General features: G+C 49.1%; 19 protein-coding genes. 12 read left to right on the top strand and 7 right to left on the bottom strand.

Annotated elements, in window-relative coordinates; all coding sequences use genetic code 11:
• Window positions 1–770: EAL domain-containing protein (locus AC6R1O_RS07965; protein ID WP_500656805.1), on the top strand; the 770-nt coding region annotated here is incomplete at its 5' end.
• Window positions 771–776: 6 nt separating this feature from the next.
• Here AC6R1O_RS07965 and AC6R1O_RS07970 read toward each other — a convergent pair.
• Window positions 777–1409 (bottom strand): response regulator, encoded by a 633-nt coding sequence (locus tag AC6R1O_RS07970; RefSeq protein ID WP_500634017.1) that lies wholly within the window; start codon window positions 1407–1409, stop codon window positions 777–779.
• A complete protein-coding gene (gene narQ / locus AC6R1O_RS07975; RefSeq protein ID WP_500656806.1) occupies window positions 1396–3129 on the bottom strand; it encodes a nitrate/nitrite two-component system sensor histidine kinase NarQ in 1734 nt (577 codons plus the stop codon). The genes AC6R1O_RS07970 and narQ overlap by 14 nt, the downstream gene beginning before the upstream one ends.
• Before the next feature lie 247 nt (window positions 3130–3376).
• On the opposite strand from narQ, the gene napF reads away from it, so the two are divergent.
• The 6 genes from napF (at window position 3377) to AC6R1O_RS08005 (ending at window position 7940) form a co-directional block, all read left to right on the top strand.
• Entirely contained in the window at window positions 3377–3847 is a 471-nt protein-coding gene (napF, locus tag AC6R1O_RS07980) for a ferredoxin-type protein NapF (protein WP_500637727.1), read from the top strand.
• A gap of 20 nt (window positions 3848–3867) precedes the next feature.
• Window positions 3868–4176 carry a chaperone NapD gene (locus tag AC6R1O_RS07985; protein WP_500628281.1) on the top strand — a complete coding sequence of 103 codons (309 nt, stop codon included), beginning with the start codon at window positions 3868–3870 and terminating at the stop codon, window positions 4174–4176.
• Window positions 4173–6662, top strand: coding sequence for a periplasmic nitrate reductase subunit alpha (gene napA / locus AC6R1O_RS07990; protein WP_500656807.1), 2490 nt, complete (start codon window positions 4173–4175; stop codon window positions 6660–6662). Before AC6R1O_RS07985 ends, napA begins: the two co-directional genes overlap by 4 nt.
• Window positions 6663–6733: 71 nt before the next feature.
• A complete protein-coding gene (locus AC6R1O_RS07995; RefSeq protein WP_334551844.1) occupies window positions 6734–7189 on the top strand; it encodes a nitrate reductase cytochrome c-type subunit in 456 nt (151 codons plus the stop codon).
• Between the two features lie 25 nt (window positions 7190–7214).
• Window positions 7215–7793 (top strand): NapC/NirT family cytochrome c, encoded by a 579-nt coding sequence (locus tag AC6R1O_RS08000; RefSeq protein WP_487901525.1) that lies wholly within the window; start codon window positions 7215–7217, stop codon window positions 7791–7793.
• Between the two features lie 9 nt (window positions 7794–7802).
• Window positions 7803–7940, top strand: a complete 138-nt coding sequence (locus AC6R1O_RS08005) for a TIGR02808 family protein (RefSeq protein WP_500628284.1) — start codon at window positions 7803–7805, stop codon at window positions 7938–7940.
• 104 nt (window positions 7941–8044) lie between these two features.
• Here AC6R1O_RS08005 and galE read toward each other — a convergent pair whose 3' ends face one another.
• Window positions 8045–9058: a UDP-glucose 4-epimerase GalE gene (gene galE / locus AC6R1O_RS08010; RefSeq protein ID WP_500656808.1), complete on the bottom strand. Its 1014-nt coding sequence runs from the start codon at window positions 9056–9058 to the stop codon at window positions 8045–8047.
• A gap of 61 nt (window positions 9059–9119) precedes the next feature.
• The gene (locus AC6R1O_RS08015; RefSeq protein ID WP_500656809.1) at window positions 9120–11093 is read right to left on the bottom strand and encodes a diguanylate cyclase; all 1974 of its coding nucleotides are present in this window, start codon (window positions 11091–11093) and stop codon (window positions 9120–9122) included.
• 286 nt (window positions 11094–11379) lie between these two features.
• Between AC6R1O_RS08015 and AC6R1O_RS08020 the strand changes: the two genes are divergently transcribed.
• The 3 genes from AC6R1O_RS08020 to AC6R1O_RS08030 are packed head-to-tail and all read left to right on the top strand — an operon-like array spanning window position 11380 to window position 13754.
• Window positions 11380–12117 carry a 5-oxoprolinase subunit PxpA gene (locus AC6R1O_RS08020; protein ID WP_500656810.1) on the top strand — a complete coding sequence of 246 codons (738 nt, stop codon included), beginning with the start codon at window positions 11380–11382 and terminating at the stop codon, window positions 12115–12117.
• Window positions 12118–12120: 3 nt separating this feature from the next.
• Window positions 12121–12831, top strand: coding sequence for a 5-oxoprolinase subunit B family protein (locus AC6R1O_RS08025; RefSeq protein WP_500656811.1), 711 nt, complete (start codon window positions 12121–12123; stop codon window positions 12829–12831).
• The gene (locus tag AC6R1O_RS08030) at window positions 12828–13754 is read left to right on the top strand and encodes a 5-oxoprolinase subunit C family protein (RefSeq protein WP_500656812.1); all 927 of its coding nucleotides are present in this window, start codon (window positions 12828–12830) and stop codon (window positions 13752–13754) included. The genes AC6R1O_RS08025 and AC6R1O_RS08030 overlap by 4 nt, the downstream gene beginning before the upstream one ends.
• Before the next feature lie 126 nt (window positions 13755–13880).
• Here AC6R1O_RS08030 and AC6R1O_RS08035 read toward each other — a convergent pair whose 3' ends face one another.
• From AC6R1O_RS08035 to AC6R1O_RS08045, 3 genes are all read right to left on the bottom strand, one after another.
• Window positions 13881–15347, bottom strand: coding sequence for an FAD-dependent oxidoreductase (locus tag AC6R1O_RS08035; protein ID WP_500656813.1), 1467 nt, complete (start codon window positions 15345–15347; stop codon window positions 13881–13883).
• Window positions 15348–15614: 267 nt separating this feature from the next.
• Window positions 15615–18044, bottom strand: a complete 2430-nt coding sequence (locus tag AC6R1O_RS08040) for an ABC transporter permease (RefSeq protein ID WP_500656814.1) — start codon at window positions 18042–18044, stop codon at window positions 15615–15617.
• A 2-nt stretch (window positions 18045–18046) separates the two neighbouring features.
• A complete protein-coding gene (locus AC6R1O_RS08045) occupies window positions 18047–18721 on the bottom strand; it encodes an ABC transporter ATP-binding protein (RefSeq protein WP_334551835.1) in 675 nt (224 codons plus the stop codon).
• On the opposite strand from AC6R1O_RS08045, the gene AC6R1O_RS08050 reads away from it, so the two are divergent.
• Both AC6R1O_RS08050 and fabV read left to right on the top strand, forming a co-directional pair.
• On the top strand, window positions 18720–19319 hold the full coding sequence (locus tag AC6R1O_RS08050) for an arylesterase (RefSeq protein ID WP_500634027.1): 600 nt from the start codon (window positions 18720–18722) through the stop codon (window positions 19317–19319). The two genes, AC6R1O_RS08045 and AC6R1O_RS08050, sit on opposite strands and share 2 nt — an antisense overlap.
• 115 nt (window positions 19320–19434) lie before the next feature.
• Complete coding sequence (gene fabV, locus AC6R1O_RS08055) at window positions 19435–20637, top strand: enoyl-ACP reductase FabV (protein ID WP_500656815.1); 1203 nt, start codon at window positions 19435–19437, stop codon at window positions 20635–20637.
• Window positions 20638–20718: the final 81 nt, after the last annotated feature.

Raw genomic sequence — 20718 nt, forward strand, 5'->3', positions numbered from 1 at the left:
GAGAGCAGTTTACTCAATGTCTCGTGCAGCGAGAAGATGGCCAGTACATTGCGCACTATAAGTCGTTGACACTCTCTAGTGTCTACCAGCCGATTTACACCAAACACACCAGCATGGTTGGTTTAGAGGCACTGCTGCGCATCACCCGCAAAGACGGCAGTTCCGTACGACCCGATCTGTTTTTTTCCTCAGACAACATCCCGTTGGATGACAAAGTGAATGTTGAACGCCTGAGTCGCGTGATTCATATTCGAAACTTCGCCCAATCAAAATTTCGTGACCGCAAATTGTTCCTCAACATCCTTCCAGTCGTAGGCGATGCAATGGCGGTGATTGATATGACGGAAAGCCTGCTGGCCACACGGATAAAAGAGCTCGGGCTCTCACTGGATCAGATCGTGATTGAAGTGGTTGAGCATGAACATGCCAACGAAGACTTACTGAAAACCGCGATGAAGAAGCTTAGCGATATTGGATTTCATATTGCGGTGGACGATTATGGTGTGGAAGCCTCCAATCGAGTGAGGGTGGAAACGCTCAGTCCTGATATCGTCAAAATGGACCGCTCATTGATGCTCGACTACATGCAGGGCAATCAAGCCGCGATGATTTCAGGCATCGAATTAGCAAGAACGTTGGGCTGTCAGGTAGTGATCGAGGGCATCGAGACCCAAGAACAACTCGATGCCATGCGCGCCTTAGATCTCAACATGTATCAAGGCTATTTTCTCTCTATGCCTGACTGCGTATTAAAACTTACGCATTCCTAGTCGTGATTACTTAATGTCACCATAACGTTCCAAATACAAGATGGTGGCAGCAGTACGCGACGGAACGCGCAGCTTTTTCAGCAAACTTTTCATGTGCACCTTGACCGTCGATTCGGAAATAAACAGCGCATCTGCAATCTGTTTGTTGCGAAACCCTTTGGCGACCTGTTTGAGAATTTGACGCTCTCGATCGGTCAGCTCATCAAACACATCGGTCGTGTGTTCTCGCTTGAGCAGGTATTTCGCCACTTCTCGGCTGTAAGCCTTGTTACCACGAATGGATTGTTTGAGCAGCGACACCAACTCATCGGGCTCGGTATCTTTGAGCAAATAGCCATCGGCTCCGGCTCGAATGATCGCTTCGATGTCTGCTGGGCTGTCTGAGACTGTTAAAATAACAATAGTGGCGTCGCAGTCATCGGCGCGCAGTGCATTCAGAGTGTCGAGCCCCGACATCCCTTTCATATTTAAATCTAGCAAGATCAAATCTGGCTTCAGCTCGTGATTTTTTGCCACCGCTTCCGTCCCATTGCTGGCTTCGGCGATAACATCAAATTCTGGCTCAAAACTCAGTAGCTGCTGAATGCCTCTTCTCATTAGAGGGTGATCATCCACCAGCAAAACTCTACATTGTGACACTGCTTGTTTCCTTATTTCTTGGGTAAGTGAGGATGACGCGGCACCCCTGCTCTTGTTTGCTTTCAATGACCAAGGTGCCGTTTAACCGGGACGCTCGCTCTTGCATAATACTCATGCCGTAGTGGTTGAGCTTTTCGTTGGCCTGTTCAAACCCGATGCCATCGTCAGAGACCGACACCACAACGTTATCGTCGGTCTCAAGGCAGGCGATATCGATTTGCGTCGCTTTGGCGTGCTTGATCGCATTTAGGGTCGCTTCACGGATCAATTGCAGTAAGTGAACCTGATCACTGGCATCAAGCTCTACAGAGGAGAGCTGATTATCTACCACTATGCGGATTGACGATTGATCGGCCAATTGCTCCGTCATCTCTTTTAGTGCTTGGCCAAAACTGCCTTCTTTGATCGTCAGTCGAAACGTGGTCAGCAATTCGCGTAATTGGGTATAGGCGGCGGATAGCCCGCCGTCGAGATCCTTCATTACGCTCTGAGTGTGCGGCGATGCTTCGCCGGGAGGCAGAGCCGATAAACCCCGCTTGAGTAACGAGACTTGAATTTTTAAATAGGATAAAGACTGAGCAAGCGAGTCATGCAGTTCACGGGCGATCGTCGCCCGTTCTTCCATCAAAAGCAGTTGCTCCGCTTGTTTCTGTGCTTGGTTGTAATACACCGCGCGCGAGAGGATTTGGACGAAGTTATCGATCAAAGCTTGATCTGGGCATGGCAGTGATGTTTTCCAATACAATATACCTAACGCTTCCCCATCTAAGGCCAACGGTTTACTTTGGCAGTCACTGTCACAGCTGAGGCAAACGTCGCCTTTGGTCAATACGAGCGGTCGCTCACCGTCACTGAAGATTTCCATTTTGACCGCTACAATCCCCTCAAGAGAGACGATATGTTGCAGTATCGCCTCGAAGTTTTCCTGCGTGATCCTCGAAGCGGTCAGCTCTTGTGATGAATTGTACAACACTTGCAGTGAGTCATTGGCATGCTGGAGCTTAAGCGTCTTTTCATTGACGGCTTGCTCCAATCCTCGATAGAAATTGCCCAAATCGCTGGCCATGCTATTGAATGTACCAGTCAAAACACCAAGTTCATTCTCACTTGAAACATCCAGCTTCACATCAAACGAGCGCGATTGAATCTGTTCGCTGGCCAACATCATAGCGTTCAGCGGTTTCACGATTTGCTTTCTGGAGTAATGAATAACAAACAGCCCCACACACAAGATACCACCTAGCCCTGCACCGCCCACCCAAGCTAAGCGAATCATTTTTTGTTCAGAGAAGTGTTGCAGCTTGAACACAAAGGCATCGATTTGATTCACAAAGCCCGCAACCATAGTTAAATATTGGTGTCGATCTTCGCTCTGAAGCACGGCTTTCAACTCATGCCAACGCATGATCAACCGATAGTAATCGTGAGTAATGTCATCAGGAACACCCCAGCCTTGCAACGCCTTCATCGAAGGGGAGTAGATAGAGCGTTCAAACATCTCGATGTGCTGAAGATAGTCTTGAGATTGCGATTGGATATCGTGCGCCAGTCTATAGCTCTGCATACGCATTGAGCCAGACACGTTCACTGCCTCAGCATCATTGAGGCTAGACGCTAATGTGATGATCGCATAACTGGTCGTCACGACCGACAGGGCTAATATTAAGCCCATGGCTTTCGCTATCGTTCGAGTGACGGATTTTTTTACCCTTCTTGGCATGCATTCACCACGTTATTACTCACCGATCCCCCATCACACCAAGTCATCATATTCACGCTTTCGGCTAAATATGTGATCAAACCAAACCAAATTTATTGATCTAAAACAACAACATAATCTGATTACCCCCAAAGGGTTATTTATACAAATATGTCAAAAACTACAATTTATGTGTGTGTTAATGACAAGTTATTAATAGGAAATGTGAGCTACGCTCACATAAATGCAGTTCACAACGGATAGCAACGTGGTCGATTTCAGTAAACGCCGTCTTTTTACTCGCCAAGCAGACAATACGATTCGCCTGCCTTGGGTTGCGGATGCACAAAGCTTTACCGATTTGTGTACCCGATGTGGAGAGTGCGCCCGCGTCTGTGACACGCAGATCATTGTCAGCGGTGACGGAGGATTTCCTACTGTCGACTTCTCTATCGACGAATGCACATTCTGTTATCGATGTGCCGACGTTTGTCAGGAACCGATTTTTTTACCTGAGGCTGATACGCCTTGGCATGTAAAGGCAAGCATCAATGAAACGTGTTTAGCCAAACAAAATGTGGAGTGCCGGAGTTGTGGTGAGTTGTGTGACCCGATGGCCATTCAATTCAAATTGGAGGTAGGCAAAGTCGCCCAGCCTCACATAAGCCACGATAAGTGCAGCGGCTGTGGTGCCTGTGTTGCCGTTTGCCCTTCGTCATCCATCAATGTGAGCAATTGATTATAAAAATGGACAACAACATGTCACTGAATGAAGTGCATATATCAAGCTTGGTGGTTCACGCCACGCCTAGCCACCTTAACGAGGTCAAGGAGTCGATCAGTGCACTGCCCAACGCAGAAATTTATGCAGACAGCCCTGAGGGCAAGCTGGTGGTGGTGCTAGAAACTCAAAACCAAGGGTTTATCACCGATACCATCGACGAAATCAACAACCTACCTAACGTCTTAAGTACTGTGTTGGTCTACCACCAGATAGAAACGGACCTAGGCGACGACGTGATAACTAACACTGGAAAAGAACATTCCCAATTCGAGGGTGAAGTATGAAGATGACAAGACGAGCGTTTGTAAAAGCAAACGCAGCAGCCTCTGCCGCCGCGGTAGCCGGCATCAGTCTACCTGCCGCAGCGACCAACCTGATCGCCAGTTCAGAGCAATCGGCGATTACCTGGGACAAAGCGCCTTGTCGCTTCTGCGGGACCGGGTGTTCTGTGTTGGTTGGTACACAAAACGGCAAAGTGGTCGCCACGCAGGGTGACCCTGAAGCGCCGGTAAACAAAGGTTTGAATTGTATCAAAGGCTACTTCCTCTCAAAGATCATGTACGGTCAAGACCGTCTCACTCAGCCTTTGTTGCGCATGAAAGACGGCAAGTACGACAAAAACGGTGACTTTACCCCGGTGTCTTGGGATGTTGCCTTTGATACCATGGCCTCCAAATGGAAAGAAGCACTGAAAAAACAAGGCCCATCGGGTGTAGGTATGTTTGGGTCTGGTCAGTGGACCGTAATGGAAGGTTACGCCGCCGCCAAGATGATGAAAGCTGGGCTTCGCTCAAACAACATCGATCCTAATGCGCGTCACTGTATGGCTTCCGCCGTGGTTGGCTTTATGCGCACGTTTGGCGTCGACGAGCCCATGGGTTGTTACGACGATTTCGAGCACGCAGATTCATTCGTGCTTTGGGGCTCAAACATGGCTGAGATGCACCCTGTCTTGTGGACTCGCATCACTGACCGTCGCCTCAGCCATCCCCATGTTAAGGTAAATGTGCTATCTACTTACTATCACCGCTCGTTCGAGTTGGCCGATACTGGGTACATCTTCCAACCACAGACCGATTTGGCCATTGCCAACTTTATTGCCAATTACATTATCGAAAACGACGCCGTCAATTGGGATTTCGTCAACAAACACACCACATTCAAGCAAGCTACCACAGACATTGGCTATGGTCTGCGTGACGATAACCCGCTTCAACAAGCTGCGGCCAACCCAGACAGCGGCGATATGTCGGGCATCTCTTTTGATGAATATAAGCAATCCGTGGCGCCTTACACTGCGGCCAAAGCGTCAGAAATGTCGGGCGTATCTGAAGAAGATTTGATCACTCTAGCGAAACAATACGCGGATCCGAACACTAAAGTGATGTCACTTTGGACGATGGGGATGAACCAGCATACCCGCGGCGTATGGATGAACAGCTTGATTTACAACATCCACCTTCTCACGGGTAAAATCTCAACTCCAGGCAACAGCCCATTCTCTCTGACAGGGCAACCTTCTGCGTGTGGTACCGCTCGTGAGGTCGGCACTTTTGCCCACCGTCTACCCGCTGATATGGTGGTCGCGAATCCAAAACACCGCGCGATTGCAGAAAAAATCTGGAACATTCCTGATGGTGTCATTCCGCCTAAACCGGGTTTCCACGCCGTTCTGCAAGACCGCATGCTCAAAGACGGTAAGCTCAACGCTTACTGGGTGATGTGCAACAACAATATGCAAGCAGGTCCGAATATTAACGGTGAGCGTTTACCGGGCTATCGTAACCCTGAAAACTTTATCGTCTGTTCCGACCCTTACCCAACGGCCACTGCGCAAGCGGCAGATTTGATTCTACCGACAGCGATGTGGATCGAAAAAGAAGGCGCCTACGGTAACGCAGAGCGTCGTACACAGGCTTGGTATCAACAAGTCAGTACGGTTGGCGAAGCGAAATCTGACCTTTGGCAAATTATGGAGTTCTCTAAACGCTTCAAGATGGAAGAAGTGTGGACAGAAGAGATGCTCACCAAAGCCCCTCAGTATCGCGGCAAAACCATGTATGACATGCTGTTCGCCAATGGCGTGATTAACAAATACCCAATCGAGGAAGCGCGCGAACTCAACGACGATGCGCACCACTTCGGTTACTACGTACAAAAAGGCATTTTTGAAGAGTACGCCTCATTTGGACGCGGTAAAGCACACGATCTTGCGCCGTATGAAGTGTATCACCAAACACGTGGTCTTCGTTGGCCAGTCGTTGACGGTAAAGAGACCCTTTGGCGTTACAAAGAAGGCTCAGATCCATATGCCAAAGCCGGTAGCGGTTGGGACTTCTACGGCAAGCCTGACGGAAAAGCGTTTATTATTTCCGCCCCATACGAAGCGCCACCAGAAGTGCCAGATTCCGAGTTCGATTTATGGCTCTGCACCGGTCGTGTACTCGAGCATTGGCACACCGGCACCATGACACGCCGTGTCCCTGAACTCTATAAAGCCGTGCCGGACGCCGTCTGCTACATGCATCCAGAGGACGCCAAAGCACGAGGCATTCGCCGAGGTGACGAGGTGAACATTGCCAACAAACGTGGTGAAGTGCGCGTGCGTGTTGAAACACGCGGACGTAACCGTCCACCGCAAGGATTGGTGTTCGTCCCCTTCTTTGATGCGCGCATCTTGATCAACAAATTGATCCTTGATGCCACGGATCCACTGTCTAAACAGACCGACTTTAAGAAGTGTCCAGTGAAGATCACCAAAGTTGCGTAATGTCGAGATTAGGTTGCCCACGTTTGGGCAACCTAAGCGAAGAATGTAGCCAGAAGGCGGAGAACAAAAACATGAAAAAATTCTTAGTTGCACTTTTCTCGGTAGGTGCAGTGTTGAGCAGCGCTGTGTTTGCCAATTTGGACAACCCAGGCGGTATCGGTGGCTTGGAGTCGCTGCGCGGTAACACCAATCTCGAAGAGACCAGACCTGCGGACGCATTTAAAGATTTTCCGAAAGATCAAATTGTTGAAGATAGCTTTGTCTATCAGCCACCGTTGATTCCTCACAGTATTCGTAACTATGAGGTGTCGTTAAACGCCAATAAATGTTTGGCTTGCCACAGCTGGAAAAACGCCAAACAATCAGGCGCGACAAAAATTAGTGTCACCCACTATGTGAATCGCCAAGACGCGGTGCTCGCAGACGTGTCGCCAAGACGTTACTTCTGTCTGCAATGCCACGTCCCGCAAACAGATGCGAAACCATTGGTTGAGAATGAGTTCCAATCTGTTGATTCTCTTAAGTAAGAAACGCGAGTAAGCGAGGTTAACTATGAAATTACTGAAAGCGTTTTGGAAGCGGTTCACGTCCCCTAGTAAAGCGGCGGTAGGCGTTGTGCTGTTTATGGGCTTTGCGGGTGGTTTGTTGTTCTGGGGGGCATTTAACACCGGGATGGAAGCGACCAACAGCGAAGAGTTTTGTTCAGGCTGTCATGCGCCGATTGTAGCGGAAATCAAAGAGACGATTCACTACTCGAACCGTTCTGGTGTGAGAGCAATCTGTTCTGACTGTCATGTACCTCACGAATGGACAGACAAGATTGTCCGTAAAGTTCAGGCGTCTAAAGAGCTGTTTGCGCACTATGTCTTGCGAACCATAGATACACAAGAAAAGTTTGAGCAGCGTCGCGGTCATCTTGCTGAGCGAGAATGGGCACGTATGCAGAAAAACGATTCGCTCGAGTGTCGTAACTGTCATGAATTCGAGTTTATGGATTTTTCTGAGCAAGGTTCACGCGGTGCCCAGCAGCACTCAACGGCCCTCGCCTCAGGTGAAAAGACCTGTGTTGACTGTCACAAAGGGATCGCCCACCGCCTGCCTGACATGCAAGGCGTTGAAGGTTGGCAATAAGGAGAGAGCATGAGTACATTAGAATCGATTATTTGGCACATCCTTGGCTACAGTGCGATGCCTGTTATTATCCTATCAGGCTTCATAGTGGTTTCGGTCATTTGTATTTGGTTACTCTCGTTGGGTAAAGATAAGCAAGCCCAGTAACCCAACAATATCGATACACGACGGTCAGTCGTTTATAAACCAGCGCAAAGAGCGACCGCTAGGGTCGCTCTTTTGTTAGATTTAAAATCAGCGATTGTGCTCAATTAATCTGGAAAACCATTCGGGTTATTTGACTGCCAGCGCCAGGTATCTTGCGTCATCTCATCCAAAGAACGTGTCGCACTCCAACCCAGCTCACGCTGCGCTTTTGAAGGATCGGCCCAACACTCGGCAATATCACCGGCGCGGCGCGGCGCAATTTGGTACGGGACAGGTTTGCCACTAGCCTTTTCAAACGCATGCACCATCTCCAACACACTATAGCCATTACCAGTGCCTAGGTTATAGATGTGCAATCCGGATGTCTGGCCCACTTTCTCTAACGCAGCCACGTGCCCATCTGACAAGTCCATCACGTGGATATAGTCGCGCACGCCCGTGCCATCTTTGGTCGGGTAATCATCACCAAACACAGATAAAAATTCACGGCGCCCTACGGCAACTTGGGAGACAAATGGCATTAGGTTATTTGGAATACCTTGCGGATCTTCGCCAAGCTCACCGGATGGGTGTGAACCAACGGGGTTGAAATAACGCAGTAAGGTGATACTCCAATCGGGATTGGCATGTTGAAAGTCGGTCAAACACTCTTCAACCATCAACTTGCTACGACCATAAGGATTGGTTGCGCTGGTTGGGAAATCTTCGGTAATAGGCACACTCGCAGGGTCTCCATAGACAGTCGCAGATGAAGAAAAAACTAAGGTCTTCACCCCTGCTTCGCGCATCGCATCGACCAATACAAGCGTACCGTTGACGTTGTTGTCATAATATTCAAGTGGCTTTTCCACAGACTCACCGACCGCTTTAAGCCCGGCAAAGTGAATCACCGCATCGATGTTGTGCTCAACAAGCACTTGCTTCATCAAGGCTTTGTCGCGAATATCGCCTTCAATAAAGGTCGGCGTTTGACCTGAAACCTTCTCAATACGTTCAAGCACACTGCGCTTGCTGTTATACAAGTTGTCGACGATAACAGGCGTCATTCCAGCGGCGATCATTTGCAAACACGTATGGCTGCCAATGTAGCCCATACCGCCTGTCACTAATACATTCATAACTCTAGCCTAATGTTAGTATTTCGTTGAATGGTAACAGAAAATCGCGCGCGAGATAACGCTAACTTGCCTCACTCATGATGACCTGCCCTTTACCTTCCATTTTAGCTCGGTACATGGCTTTGTCGGCCGCTTTGAGGAATTGTTCGAGACTGGTACCCTGCGCACGTTGAGTGTAGTGAATACCAATACTCACACCGACCGATAGACGCTCACCGGCATAGTCGATTTCATTGCTGATTTCCGCCAGTAGCCGCTCTGCGAGGGCATGCGTACTGGGTTGATCACAAGAAGTCATCAAAACCACAAACTCGTCGCCGGACAGTCGAGCCACCAAATCTTGGCTGCGCACATGTAACGATAGGCGGCGCGAGACTTCTTTAAGCACTGCGTCGCCTGCATCGTGGCCGTAAGTGTCGTTTACTGCTTTAAATCCATCAAGATCGAGATACAAAAGTGCAATGCCCGTTTTGGATAGACGCTCATCGGTGAGCGTTTTACCTAATACGCGGTAAAGATGGGTACGATTGGCAAGCCCTGTCAAACTGTCATGATTGACCATATACTCAAGCCGCTCCATCTCTTTGACTGAAGATAAGTCGACAATCACATAGACATAATCGAAGCGATGTTCACTGGCGCTGGTACGATTTTTCGATGCTCGAACATAAAGCGGTACTCGGTGACCAAGGGGATGAATCTCCCACACCTCACCTTGCCACTCACCTTGCTCTTCAATCATGCGTTTTATCTGCGTCATGACGGAATCAAAATCCGCCCAACGGAATAGCTCACGATGGTGCTGACCAATTATCTCGCTGCTATCTACTCCCAGTATCCGACGACTGGCCGGGTTGAGCATAGTGACCACATCGCTATCATCGGTGACCACTAAGCCATCTTTACTGTTTTCAAAAATATTCGCCGCCATGCGTTGGCGGCTCATCGCCACTTCGACTTGGGTGATGTCCTCAATCGCGATGAGACACTGGCCGGGTTTTGAAAGCGGCGTACCACTTACTTTTAAGAATCGGCGATCATGAAACAGATCTTCGAGGACGATATGGCGATCTTCAAACTCTAGATTGTTTTCGAGCGCGTGCTTTAATTCGGATTGCCCTTTACCTTGAATCAAATCTATCAACTTACTGGCTTGGATAAATGCGCTGGTACAGCGGAATATCTCACACGTCATCGCATTAAAATGGAGAACATCGCCATGCTGATTGACAACAATAAGCGCGTGTTTGACCGACTCGACCACCTCGTTGGCGAAGGATTTCTCTTGTTCTAATCTATCAAGTGTATGATTGACTTGTTGATCACGCAGTTTCAAACGTCTCAGCATAGTGCGAAAGGCACGGACTAAATCACCCACTTCATCGTTCGCGATGGTATCAATCTCAATACTGTTGGATTTGTGTTCAATATATCCTTGTATCGCAGCGCGCAAACTGATGACGGGGTTGAGAATGTACTTTTGTACGGTGTAAAACAAAATGGCGGTCGCAATGGTCAAAAAGACAATAAAGATCAGCGCATTATGTATGACTTGCTCTGAACTATCTTGAAACGATTTGGTGGAGATCGTCACTCTAAACTTGGCCACTTCATTACCGTTTGCATAGAGAGGAAAGAGCGCAAAAAGATAATCGTCGCTCACTGCCTGGCCCGTTTCTTTCAATGCAGCGAGCTGCTGCGCACTCGGCAAAGGCGCTGCGACACCATGTTGTTCATACATCGAAAACAGTTTGCCATCTAAGGTGTGCAGCTTAACGCGCACGATCTCTTTGTCTGCGGAAAACGACTGCAATATTTGCGTCGCTTGTTCAGTATGCCCACCCAAAATGGCCGAGTTTAACGGCGATGATAAACCAAGAGACAATACGTGAGCACGGTCGATAAGGTTGTCGGTTTGCGATTGGAGAGCAACATTGAGCGCATTGCCCTGAGTGAGAAGTAAAATCACCAATGAAAAAAGAATCAGTGGGACGATAAGCTTAGATTTCAACGATAGCGCGTTCAACGAGAGCATACGCGACTCCTCTCAACCCATCTTCTTTGGCGATTCTGAATACAAACGCCACGTCTATCGCCGATGACCCTTTTCATATCACATTTGAGCGCTTCGCCCTTCACCCACTACCTAAAACACTATTTGCTACCTAAAACATTAACCGCTCTGTTTTCTTTTGATGCGGTTTGTGCTTAAGCTTAGCAACACGATAGGAACACACTCAGTGACGCCGTTCAAAATTTGAACGCAATTCGGATTATTTGTACGATAAATCTCACTAATGAGCATAAAGGGACATAAATGCATGGCAAAACGCGCAATCTTGTTGAATTGTGATATGGGCGAAAGCTTTGGTGCTTGGTCGATGGGCAATGACACCTTGGTGATGCCCCACGTAGACATGGCCAATATCGCCTGCGGCTACCACGCTTCTGACCCAACTATTATGTCACAGACTGTCGCGCTCGCGGTTCGCCACAACGTCAAGATTGGCGCCCATCCCAGTTACCCAGACTTACAAGGATTTGGACGCCGAAGCCTTGCCATGAGCCCCGAAGAAGTCACTGCGATGATCATCTATCAAGTTGGCGCGCTTAAAGCGCTTTGTGAAGCGCACAACACAGAACTCAGTTATGTCAAACCACATGGCGCGCTTTATAATGACATGCTTAAGGACTTATCGCTGTTCGATGCGGTCGCTGATGCCGTCTCTTGTTTCAATGTCCCTTTAATGACGCTCGCCGTGCTCGATAACCAGCCTCTACTTGATATTGCCGACCGGTATGAGCTGCCTTTGCTGTTTGAAGCGTTTGCTGACAGACGCTATCTCGCCAATGGAACTCTGGCACCAAGAACGCTGCCCGATGCGGTCCTTACCAACGCCGAAGATATCATTAGCCAAGTTCGCCAAATCACCCAATATGGCAAAGTGCGCACCATAGAGGGCTACGCGATTGATATTGAGGCGGATACCTTATGCGTACACGGCGATAATCTGGCGGCCATCGATATTGTCAAGCAAATCCGCACCAGCATGGAGTAACAGATGACGATCACCTATACCATCGATCCCGTTGCCGAGTGCAGTATTTTAGTCACCTTTGACGCGGCCCCTTCGCCAGAGCTGTCGAGTATAATCCAGCACTGTGGCGAAAACGTTCAGTCTCAGTTAGCGCAATGGCTGATGAACGTCACCCCCTCGCACATCACTCTGTTGATTGACTATTTACCTCACCGAATCTCCATTTTCGATTTTATCCCACGCGTCGAACGCATCTTGGACAGCACCATAGCCAGCCCGTCAGTAAGCCATAGCGCAGAGATCATTGAATTACCCGTCTACTATCATCCGGATGTAGGGCCAGACTTAGCGATCTATTTCGAGCAAGGTATGACATTGGACGAGGTAATCGAACTGCACACTCAAGAGTGTTACAGCGTCACTGCGATCGGCTTTGCGCCCGGGTTTGCGTTTATGAGTCAAGTCACGCCTCAATTACAACTGCCACGTCAAAGTACGCCGCGCGTCAATGTTCCCAGAGGCAGCGTAGCGATTGCCAATCATCATACTGCGGTTTATCCGAGTGATTCACCGGGTGGGTGGAACATCATTGGACGCTGCCCATTAGCGCTGTTCACAGCCGATGAAGCGCAGATGCTGCCGTACAGTGTCGGCTCTCAAGTGCGCTTTAAGGCCGTCGATCGAGAACAATTTCTTCAACTCGGTGGGTCGCTTGATGGGGAGTTTGCCTTATGAAGTCTTACGTTGAAGTCATCAAACCTGGACAACTGAGCCTCATCCAAGATTTTGGGCGATTTGGCTTGGCGCATTTGGGCATTACTCAAGGCGGACCCTTGGATGATTACGCCTACAGTTGGGCGAATCATTTGCTCGATAACCCGGTCAATTGCCCAACCATTGAAATTACCTTGGGACAAGCGGAATTTCGTTTCAATGGTCACTGCAACCTCGCCATTGCAGGTGGGGATCTCAATGCTAAACTCGACGGTCAGCGCATAGATAACTGGTCAACATTTGTCGCCCGTAAAGGGCAAACGTTGAGCTTTGGTCTTCCGGCCAACGGGCTAAGAAGCTACCTTGCCATTAAAGGGGGCTTTGATGTGTCACCAGTATTGGGCAGTGTGTCCACCGTCACCCGTGAAGCGCTCGGCGGATTAGAGCAAGGCCGCGCACTTAAAGCGGGGGATCAACTGGCGTTTACTTACCACCCATTATCCCGCCAAAGCACACAGATTTCATTTCGCTACCGCCCTGATTACAACCTCCCCATTCGTGTGCGCGTGATTGAGGGGTATCAAAGTGAACAGTTTTCTCCAGACGCGATCGGTGCCTTTTACAGCCGACGTTTTGAGGTAAGCCAGCACATCAATCGAATGGGGTATCGCCTGCGCGGTAACACAATTACGCCACCGGATATGGAACTGTTGAGCGAAGGAATTGCGTTAGGCGCAATACAAGTGCCCAAAAGTGGCGACCCGATTATTTTGCTCAGTGACAAGCAAACGATCGGCGGTTATCCCAAATTAGGCTGTGTGGCCCGTATTGACCTGCCACGTATCGCTCAAGCTCGGCCGGGCCAAACCGTGACGTTTGAAAAGGGCGATTTACTCGGCTTGCAAGATGTCTGGTGTCAGTGGGCGCGCTTCTTCGGCTATTAATTCATTGCCATCACTTTTGTTGTATTAACTAAGCTTAGTCGCGGCCAAGCGGGCGGCGAAATAACAAAAAGGCGCCGATTGGCGCCTTTTTGTATCATTCGATGACACGGTGTGGTGATAGCTGCTTTACTGGGATTCACCATAGACTTGGGCCAACTCTGCAGGGTAGCCACGCTCAATCGCGATACGTTTTGCTTCTTGTTCAACGTCGCTCGCCACCAAGCGGGTACACACCGGGTGATGAGACTCAATGGAGGCTCCCCGATAGTCATACAAGCCCCACTGCGTCACTACTTTTCTTGCGGCTTCAAGCGCAGATGAACCTTTGACCACTTCGATGCGTGCATAGTGATTGGCTTCAAACGAAACGTCTGCGGCTCTTAACGAGTCATCTCGTCCTGGTATTTGTTGCGCGCCAAACAAAGGCAGCGCATAGTAATCCGCCGAATGGTAGTCAGGCACGTACTGTCCGATGTGTCGCACGGCACGCAGGCTGCGCTCTTTGGCCACGGACTCCTCCCAGCCTTGATTCAACGTCTTGATTAGGGGAGCCGGTAACTGGGGCTGAGAAGAGCGGTCATCGGAGGCAACCAACCCCTCATCAAACAAGGTAATCTCTTTGGTCATTCCGTGCAGTTGAAACACTTTATTTGCATACGGGGTCAGCTGCGCCATACCTGCTGGCGTCCCCCGTTGACCATGGAAAATGACCTCGGGCCATACCTGATCACACTGTGCCCATCGCGTGACATAAGCGGCTTTAAACTCCACCATACGCTGACGTTTCTTTTGAGCCAGATCGTCAATCGTGCCGGTTTGATAACCACAGGCGTTGATGACGTATTGAGCTTGAAGTTCGTGCAGTCGGTTATTGTCATCGCGATAACGAATCAGCCAGCCGTTCCCACTCTCTTCAAGATCAGTGACTTCACATGAGGTGAGCAATTGGCAATTTGGATGTGCAGCGAGTGTGAGTTTTGCGCTCGCGGCCAAACGAAAGACACTCCAACCGTGCTCTTGCACTGCAACCACAGGGTACTTTAGCGCATCGAGGTCGGCATGCTGAGCAAAAGGAATCACCCATTCTTCAACACTTGTTGGTGCCTCAGGTTGAGTGCGCGTCGCCAGTGCTTGCAATTCCTCTTTTGAAAAACAGCGATAGTAATCTTGTGGCGCGCCCAGCACTTGATTGGCCGGGTCTCGGTCCACTAAGGTCTGGTAGCAATCACGGATGGTTTGCAGGCGAGATTCGACCTCATCGACACTGCCGGGATCGGAAATAGGAACAGCAATCAGAGTTGGACGACGATTGATGGTTTGAGGGTAAAGACGCACCGTTTCAATCGACTGTTCAAGCAATTCAATACATTGCTCCGTCGAGATTTCCCGGTACAAATTCCCACCAGCATGGAGATGGCAAATCGGCGGTCCACTGACAAGGCTCGCGCCTCGCTCAATGAGGGTAACTTTTTGCCCAATTTCGGATAAATGGACAGCGGCCGTGGCGCCGGCAACGCCCCCACCAATAATGACGATGGACGTTGAACTTGGCTGTGTGTTGATCTGTGACATCTGCGCGGCTAGTTGTTTCATTTCTCGGTTATTTTACTCTTAAAAAACGGTGATAAAAATCACTTTTTTTGCAAGGGATATGAATGACATTTTCATCATAAAAAGTTGAAAAAAATGCTTGACTGAAAAATTGGAACTCATAGAAAAATCGATTCTGTGAATAACAACTTTGCTGCATGCTTGAACTTTCCTAGCGTTGCGCGATTTAGTGAGTTATCTACAGGTCAAGTTATCCCAAACCTTATCCACCGTTTTTGTGGATAACTGAATAACTTGACCCGAACAGCGTCAGCTAAACTCTTTATTTATAGGGGCTAACAGTTTTTTAATCATACTGAAAACAACCAACGCCAGTGTGCAAAACGTGATGATTGGCATGGTTAACCACAACAAATAATGCAAGCTTGGGGTGAGATCAAAACCGAAGTAAATGATCCCACCGACTACGGCTTCTGCCCCCAGTGCGGCAATCAAACCAGCAATCAATGCCATCAAGCCATATTCTGCCCAAATGGTGCGCGTGACCCGTTTTCGACTCGCACCTAACGTTCGGTAGAGCTGCATCTCTGATTTACGTTGTGACAGACTTAGCCTCAGCAACGTAAAGATCAAAAGTAACCCTGCCAAGACGCCAAGTGCCGCCAATAAGGTAATCGACCAAACGATTTGCTCAAGCAGCGATTGGATTTTCTCACCCATTTGACGAATATCCATCAAGCTAACCGTTGGGTGCGCCTTTGACAGAGTATTGAGCAACCCGTCATGTTGGTCGTCGACGCGAAAGCTGACCAAAAACGTCGCTGGGATTTGCTCTAGCACATCCGGCGTAAAAATGAAGTAAAAATTAGGCTTCATATCACGCCATTCTACGGCACGCACGGAATTAACCATCGCAATTATCGTTTGGCCGTTAATCACAAACTCAAGCTCATCACCAATCGCTAGACCCAGATCGCTAGCGACATCCGACTCAACGGACACGCCGCCCTTTTCAGTCCACTCACCCTCAAGCAACTCGTTGTGTGCAGGAATCCCCTCGGCGTAGGTAAAATTGAGCTCACGACGCAGTGCGTCGTTGCCTTCTCCGCCATCAGAGGCTTCTTTCGCATCTTGCCCATTAATTTTCGTCAAGCGTCCCCGAATGATGGGATAATCGTCGGAACGAGTGATCCCATTTTGGTCCAACACCTCTAAATAGGCCTCTCTTTCGTAAGGTGCAATATTCAGAGCGAAGGCATTCGGCGCATCTGGTGGAATAGTACGTTGCCAATCAGAGAGTAGATCAGTGCGAACGAGCCACATCACGGCCAGCAACATCAAAGAAAGCCCAAGAGCGCCAAACTGCAAACCGGTTGCCGTCATTGAGCGGTTGATGCGCGAGAGCGCCAATTTGAATGACGTACTCAGTGGCATTTTGGCTAACTGCTTGGTGACAAGCAGACTCACCGCGCCGAGCAGCACAAACAGCAGCACCATACCCAGCATGACAATCCAAACCAACATGTTGTCGTAGTATGCCGCGAGCATCGGCACGACAGGCACCAGAATCAACCACTTTGACTTATGGCCCGTGTCGCTTGCTTGGGTTTGCATCACATTGACCGCACTGACATTCACTAAGCGATGCAGAGGAATCCCAAGGGCAGGTACGGCGATACACACGCTGCTGGCAAGCGCGACCAGCGCAGGCATCAAGCCATAGCTCGGGAGTGGATTAGGTAGCAAGTCAACCAGAGGAATGCGGAGTAACACTTCTAACCCGACACCAATCAGTAAGCCAAGCACGCTCGCTGTCAGTAGCAGTATCGCGACCTGAATAGAAAGCCAGCGGACAATCCACTGCTTTGTTGCGCCAAGGCTTTTCAACATAGCGATGGTCTTGGTGCGAGTAGAGACATAGTGCTGACAGGTCAGTACCAATGTGGTTGCGGCCATAATGACCACAATCGCGACGCTGAGAGACAAATATTGCTGAGTGCGCTGAAAAACATCGTTGGTGCGACTGGCACTGTTTTGATCTCGCCAACGTTCACTTGGGGTCAGTTCAATGCGGCTTTTTAGCGTCTCTATGCTGGTGTCGTCGCCATTCAAAAATAGGTTGTAGCGCACGCGACTGCCGAGCTGAATAGCGCCTGTCTTATCGATGTCATCCATGTGGATAAAGACCGACGGCATTTGCTGAAATGGATTGAAGCTTAGCCCTGGCTCTTCTAATACACGTCCTGTAACGGTGAAATCGGCATCACCAATAGTGACGGCGTCACCAATAGTAACCTCTAACTGGGCAAATAGACGCTCGTCAAGCCACAGCTCACCAGGCGCTACTCGTGCTTTTTCCCCTTGGCCATCACTTAAGCGAAAATCACCTTGCAGCGGATAGTTCGACTCTACCGCCTTAACGGTGATCAGTTTCATCTGCGCGTCACTAAACGCCATGGTGGCAAAGCGAGTTTGACGCGCAGTGTCCATATTCAATGCGGCGGCGTTTTGTAGCAATGTTTCGGGCAGAGGATTCGAGCTACTGAACTGCACATCCGCCGTTAACGCTTGCTTGCCCTGTTTGACGATGACCTGCTCCATGCGGTTCGCTAAAGCGGTTAAGGCAAAGATGCAGGCGATAATTAACGTCAGCGCGGCGGCAATCGGCCAGAGCTGGCCTTGACGAATTTCACTGACACTCCAGCGCACTAGACGCGAGTTTAAACGAGAGTGTGCCATCCCTACTCTCCTTTGATCTGACCAGCCGACATGACTATGGTGCGATCGCACATACGTGCTAGCTCGCTGTCATGGGTCACCAGCACTAAGGTCGTCCCGTGCTGTTTATTGAGTTCAAACAACAGCTCGATCACTTTCGCTGCGGTGTGTTCATCCAGATTTCCCGTCGGTTCATCGGCGAAGAGGATTTTCGGTTCAATCATGAAAGCGCGCGCCAAAGCAACACGCTGCTGTTCACCCCCTGACAGCTGAGAGGGAGAGTGATGCATTCGATGCTCAAGCCCTACCGACGTTAACAACATTTTTGCGCGCTCAATGTTTTCATCTTCGCCTTTTAGTAAGCATGGCAAGGTAACGTTCTCTAACGCGCTCAAACTCGGTATCAGCAAAAAGCTCTGAAAAACAAACCCAACCGATTCACTGCGTATTTTCGCCCTTTGCTCATCATCCAGCTCTGATAAGGTTTTACCTAGCAGCTGGATTGCGCCTTTTGTTGGGGTGTCGAGACCGGCTAACAACGTCATCAAGGTGGACTTACCCGCACCGGATGTGCCGACGATCGCCACGCTCTCTCCGGCAAAGATTTCAAGATTTACCTCTTCAAGGATTGTTAATTGCTCCTGTTTAGTGGAGACTATTTTTGATAATGACGTTGCTTGAATGATGGATGTTTGCATGATTCGTTTACTTTCCTTGGTCTTTTTTCTCGTTTTTGTTCAACCCGCATATAGCGCTAAGCTATTGGTTTTAGGAGATAGCCTGAGTGCAGGTTATCAAATGTCGATTGAAGAAGCATGGCCTACCTTGTTACCTAATGTAATGAAAACCAAAGGCCATGATCTTGCGGTCATTAATGGCAGTATCTCTGGAGATACCTCAGGTAACGGCCTCAGCCGCCTACCTAGCCTGTTGAGTGAGCATCAGCCGGATTACGTATTAATCGAGCTTGGCGCTAACGATGGCTTGCGGGGATTTCCACCTAACGTGGTCGAAAACAACCTCTCGGCCATCATCGAACAAGTCAAACAGCAAGGGGCAATGCCGCTTTTAATGCAAATCCATGTATTGCCCAATTACGGTAAGCGTTATACGCAAGCGTTTTCAGCCGTTTATCCTAAAGTGGCAGACGCACACAATGTGCCACTGCTGCCTTTCTTTCTTGAAGGCGTCATCACAGAGCCTCAATGGATGATGAACGACGGACTGCATCCTAAACCTGAAGCCCAACCTTGGATCGCTGATTTTGTCGCCAACGAGCTGGTAAAATTTCTGTAAACTAAAATTTCTGTAAATACCGATAGATAATCACTTGTCATTGGTCTGGCTCAATAAACTTTACCTATTTTTACGCTAGGTTAATCAGACAACGTCCGTTTCTAAGGAAAGTTTCATGATAATTGAACCAGTAATACAAGGTGTGATAGCTCGCAGTGCGCATCCTTACGGCTGTGAACAAGCTCTCCTCCGTCAAATCCAATACGTACAACAAGCAGAGCCGATCAAAAACGGACCAAAACGTGTGCTAATCATTGGTGGCTCTTCAGGGTTTGGTTTGGCATCGCGTATCGCTCTGACGTTTGGCGGGGCTCAAGCTGATACCATCAGCGTCTCCTTTGAGCGTAGCCCAAGTGAAAAAGGCGTAGGCAGCGCAGGTTACTTCAATGACTACTTCTTCAAACAGCATGCTGAAAAGGCAGGACGAATCGCGGTAAATATTCATGGCGATGCGTTCTCTTCAGCGATCAAGAACGAAGTCGTTGAAGCGATAGAAACCTATTTTGAAGGGGAAGTCGATTTAATAGTCTACAGTGTCGCCAGCGGCCTGCGACCTAACCCTGACACCGGTGAAGTGTGGCGCTCAGCGATTAAGCCAATGTTTGAACCGATTACCGGTGCAACGATCGATCTCGAGCACGATGCGTGGATCAACACCCGATTAGAGCCCGCAACGGAAGAAGAAGCGCATCATACACAAAAAGTGATGGGTGGCGAGGATTGGGAAGCATGGGTGGATACCTTAATCAACTCAGAATCGATTGCCCAAGGTTGTCAAACGCTTGCTTTTTCTTACATCGGGCCTGAGATCACCCACCCTATCTATCTTGATGGCACCCTTGGAAGAGCCAAAGTTGATTTGCATCAGACTAGCCATTCATTAAATTTGAAATTAGCCAATTTCGATGGTGGCGCATTCGCTTGTGTGTGCAAGGCGCTGGTCACTAAGGCAAGTGTGTTTATCCCTGGCTTAACGCCTTACCTTTTAGCGCTCTACAAAGTGATGAAAGCGCAAGGCGTGCACGAAGGGTGCATCGAGCAAATGCAACGGCTCTATGCAAGCAAGCTCTACAATCAAGCAAAAGTAGAGGTTGATGGGGAACGGTTGATACGTATTGACGATCTAGAATTGGCCAAGCCCGTTCAGGATGAGGTGGCGCTCCTACTCAAAGAGATGAACCAAGATAACTTCAAACAGCTTGGTGACTATCAAGGCTACAAGCAGGAGTTTCTCAATTTGAATGGTTTTGGATTTGATGCCATTGATTATCACGCTGATGTCGATTTAGCCCCATTTATCGAAAAAAAAGAGGCGTAACTTCCCCTACTCGCCGTGCCTTCCTCGCGCGGCGAGTGCTCTAGGCTCCGCTGACCTCACGCACCTTATTCGTCGGTAGTT

The sequence above is a fragment of the Vibrio sp. R11-SG3-ISO3-SZ genome (assembly GCF_059834345.1).

Excerpts from the sequence above, each read along its gene's own strand:
- narQ (WP_500656806.1), bottom strand. The coding sequence starts at position 3,129 with ATGCCAAGAAGGGTAAAAAAATCCGTCACTCGAACGATAGCGAAAGCC.
- AC6R1O_RS07985 (WP_500628281.1), top strand. The coding sequence starts at position 3,868 with ATGTCACTGAATGAAGTGCATATATCAAGCTTGGTGGTTCACGCCACG.
- napA (WP_500656807.1), top strand. The coding sequence starts at position 4,173 with ATGAAGATGACAAGACGAGCGTTTGTAAAAGCAAACGCAGCAGCCTCT.
- AC6R1O_RS07995 (WP_334551844.1), top strand. The coding sequence starts at position 6,734 with ATGAAAAAATTCTTAGTTGCACTTTTCTCGGTAGGTGCAGTGTTGAGC.
- AC6R1O_RS08000 (WP_487901525.1), top strand. The coding sequence starts at position 7,215 with ATGAAATTACTGAAAGCGTTTTGGAAGCGGTTCACGTCCCCTAGTAAA.
- AC6R1O_RS08005 (WP_500628284.1), top strand. The coding sequence starts at position 7,803 with ATGAGTACATTAGAATCGATTATTTGGCACATCCTTGGCTACAGTGCG.
- galE (WP_500656808.1), bottom strand. The coding sequence starts at position 9,058 with ATGAATGTATTAGTGACAGGCGGTATGGGCTACATTGGCAGCCATACG.
- AC6R1O_RS08015 (WP_500656809.1), bottom strand. The coding sequence starts at position 11,093 with ATGCTCTCGTTGAACGCGCTATCGTTGAAATCTAAGCTTATCGTCCCA.
- AC6R1O_RS08020 (WP_500656810.1), top strand. The coding sequence starts at position 11,380 with ATGGCAAAACGCGCAATCTTGTTGAATTGTGATATGGGCGAAAGCTTT.
- AC6R1O_RS08025 (WP_500656811.1), top strand. The coding sequence starts at position 12,121 with ATGACGATCACCTATACCATCGATCCCGTTGCCGAGTGCAGTATTTTA.
- AC6R1O_RS08030 (WP_500656812.1), top strand. The coding sequence starts at position 12,828 with ATGAAGTCTTACGTTGAAGTCATCAAACCTGGACAACTGAGCCTCATC.
- AC6R1O_RS08035 (WP_500656813.1), bottom strand. The coding sequence starts at position 15,347 with ATGAAACAACTAGCCGCGCAGATGTCACAGATCAACACACAGCCAAGT.
- AC6R1O_RS08040 (WP_500656814.1), bottom strand. The coding sequence starts at position 18,044 with ATGGCACACTCTCGTTTAAACTCGCGTCTAGTGCGCTGGAGTGTCAGT.
- AC6R1O_RS08050 (WP_500634027.1), top strand. The coding sequence starts at position 18,720 with ATGATTCGTTTACTTTCCTTGGTCTTTTTTCTCGTTTTTGTTCAACCC.
- AC6R1O_RS08045 (WP_334551835.1), bottom strand. The coding sequence starts at position 18,721 with ATGCAAACATCCATCATTCAAGCAACGTCATTATCAAAAATAGTCTCC.
- fabV (WP_500656815.1), top strand. The coding sequence starts at position 19,435 with ATGATAATTGAACCAGTAATACAAGGTGTGATAGCTCGCAGTGCGCAT.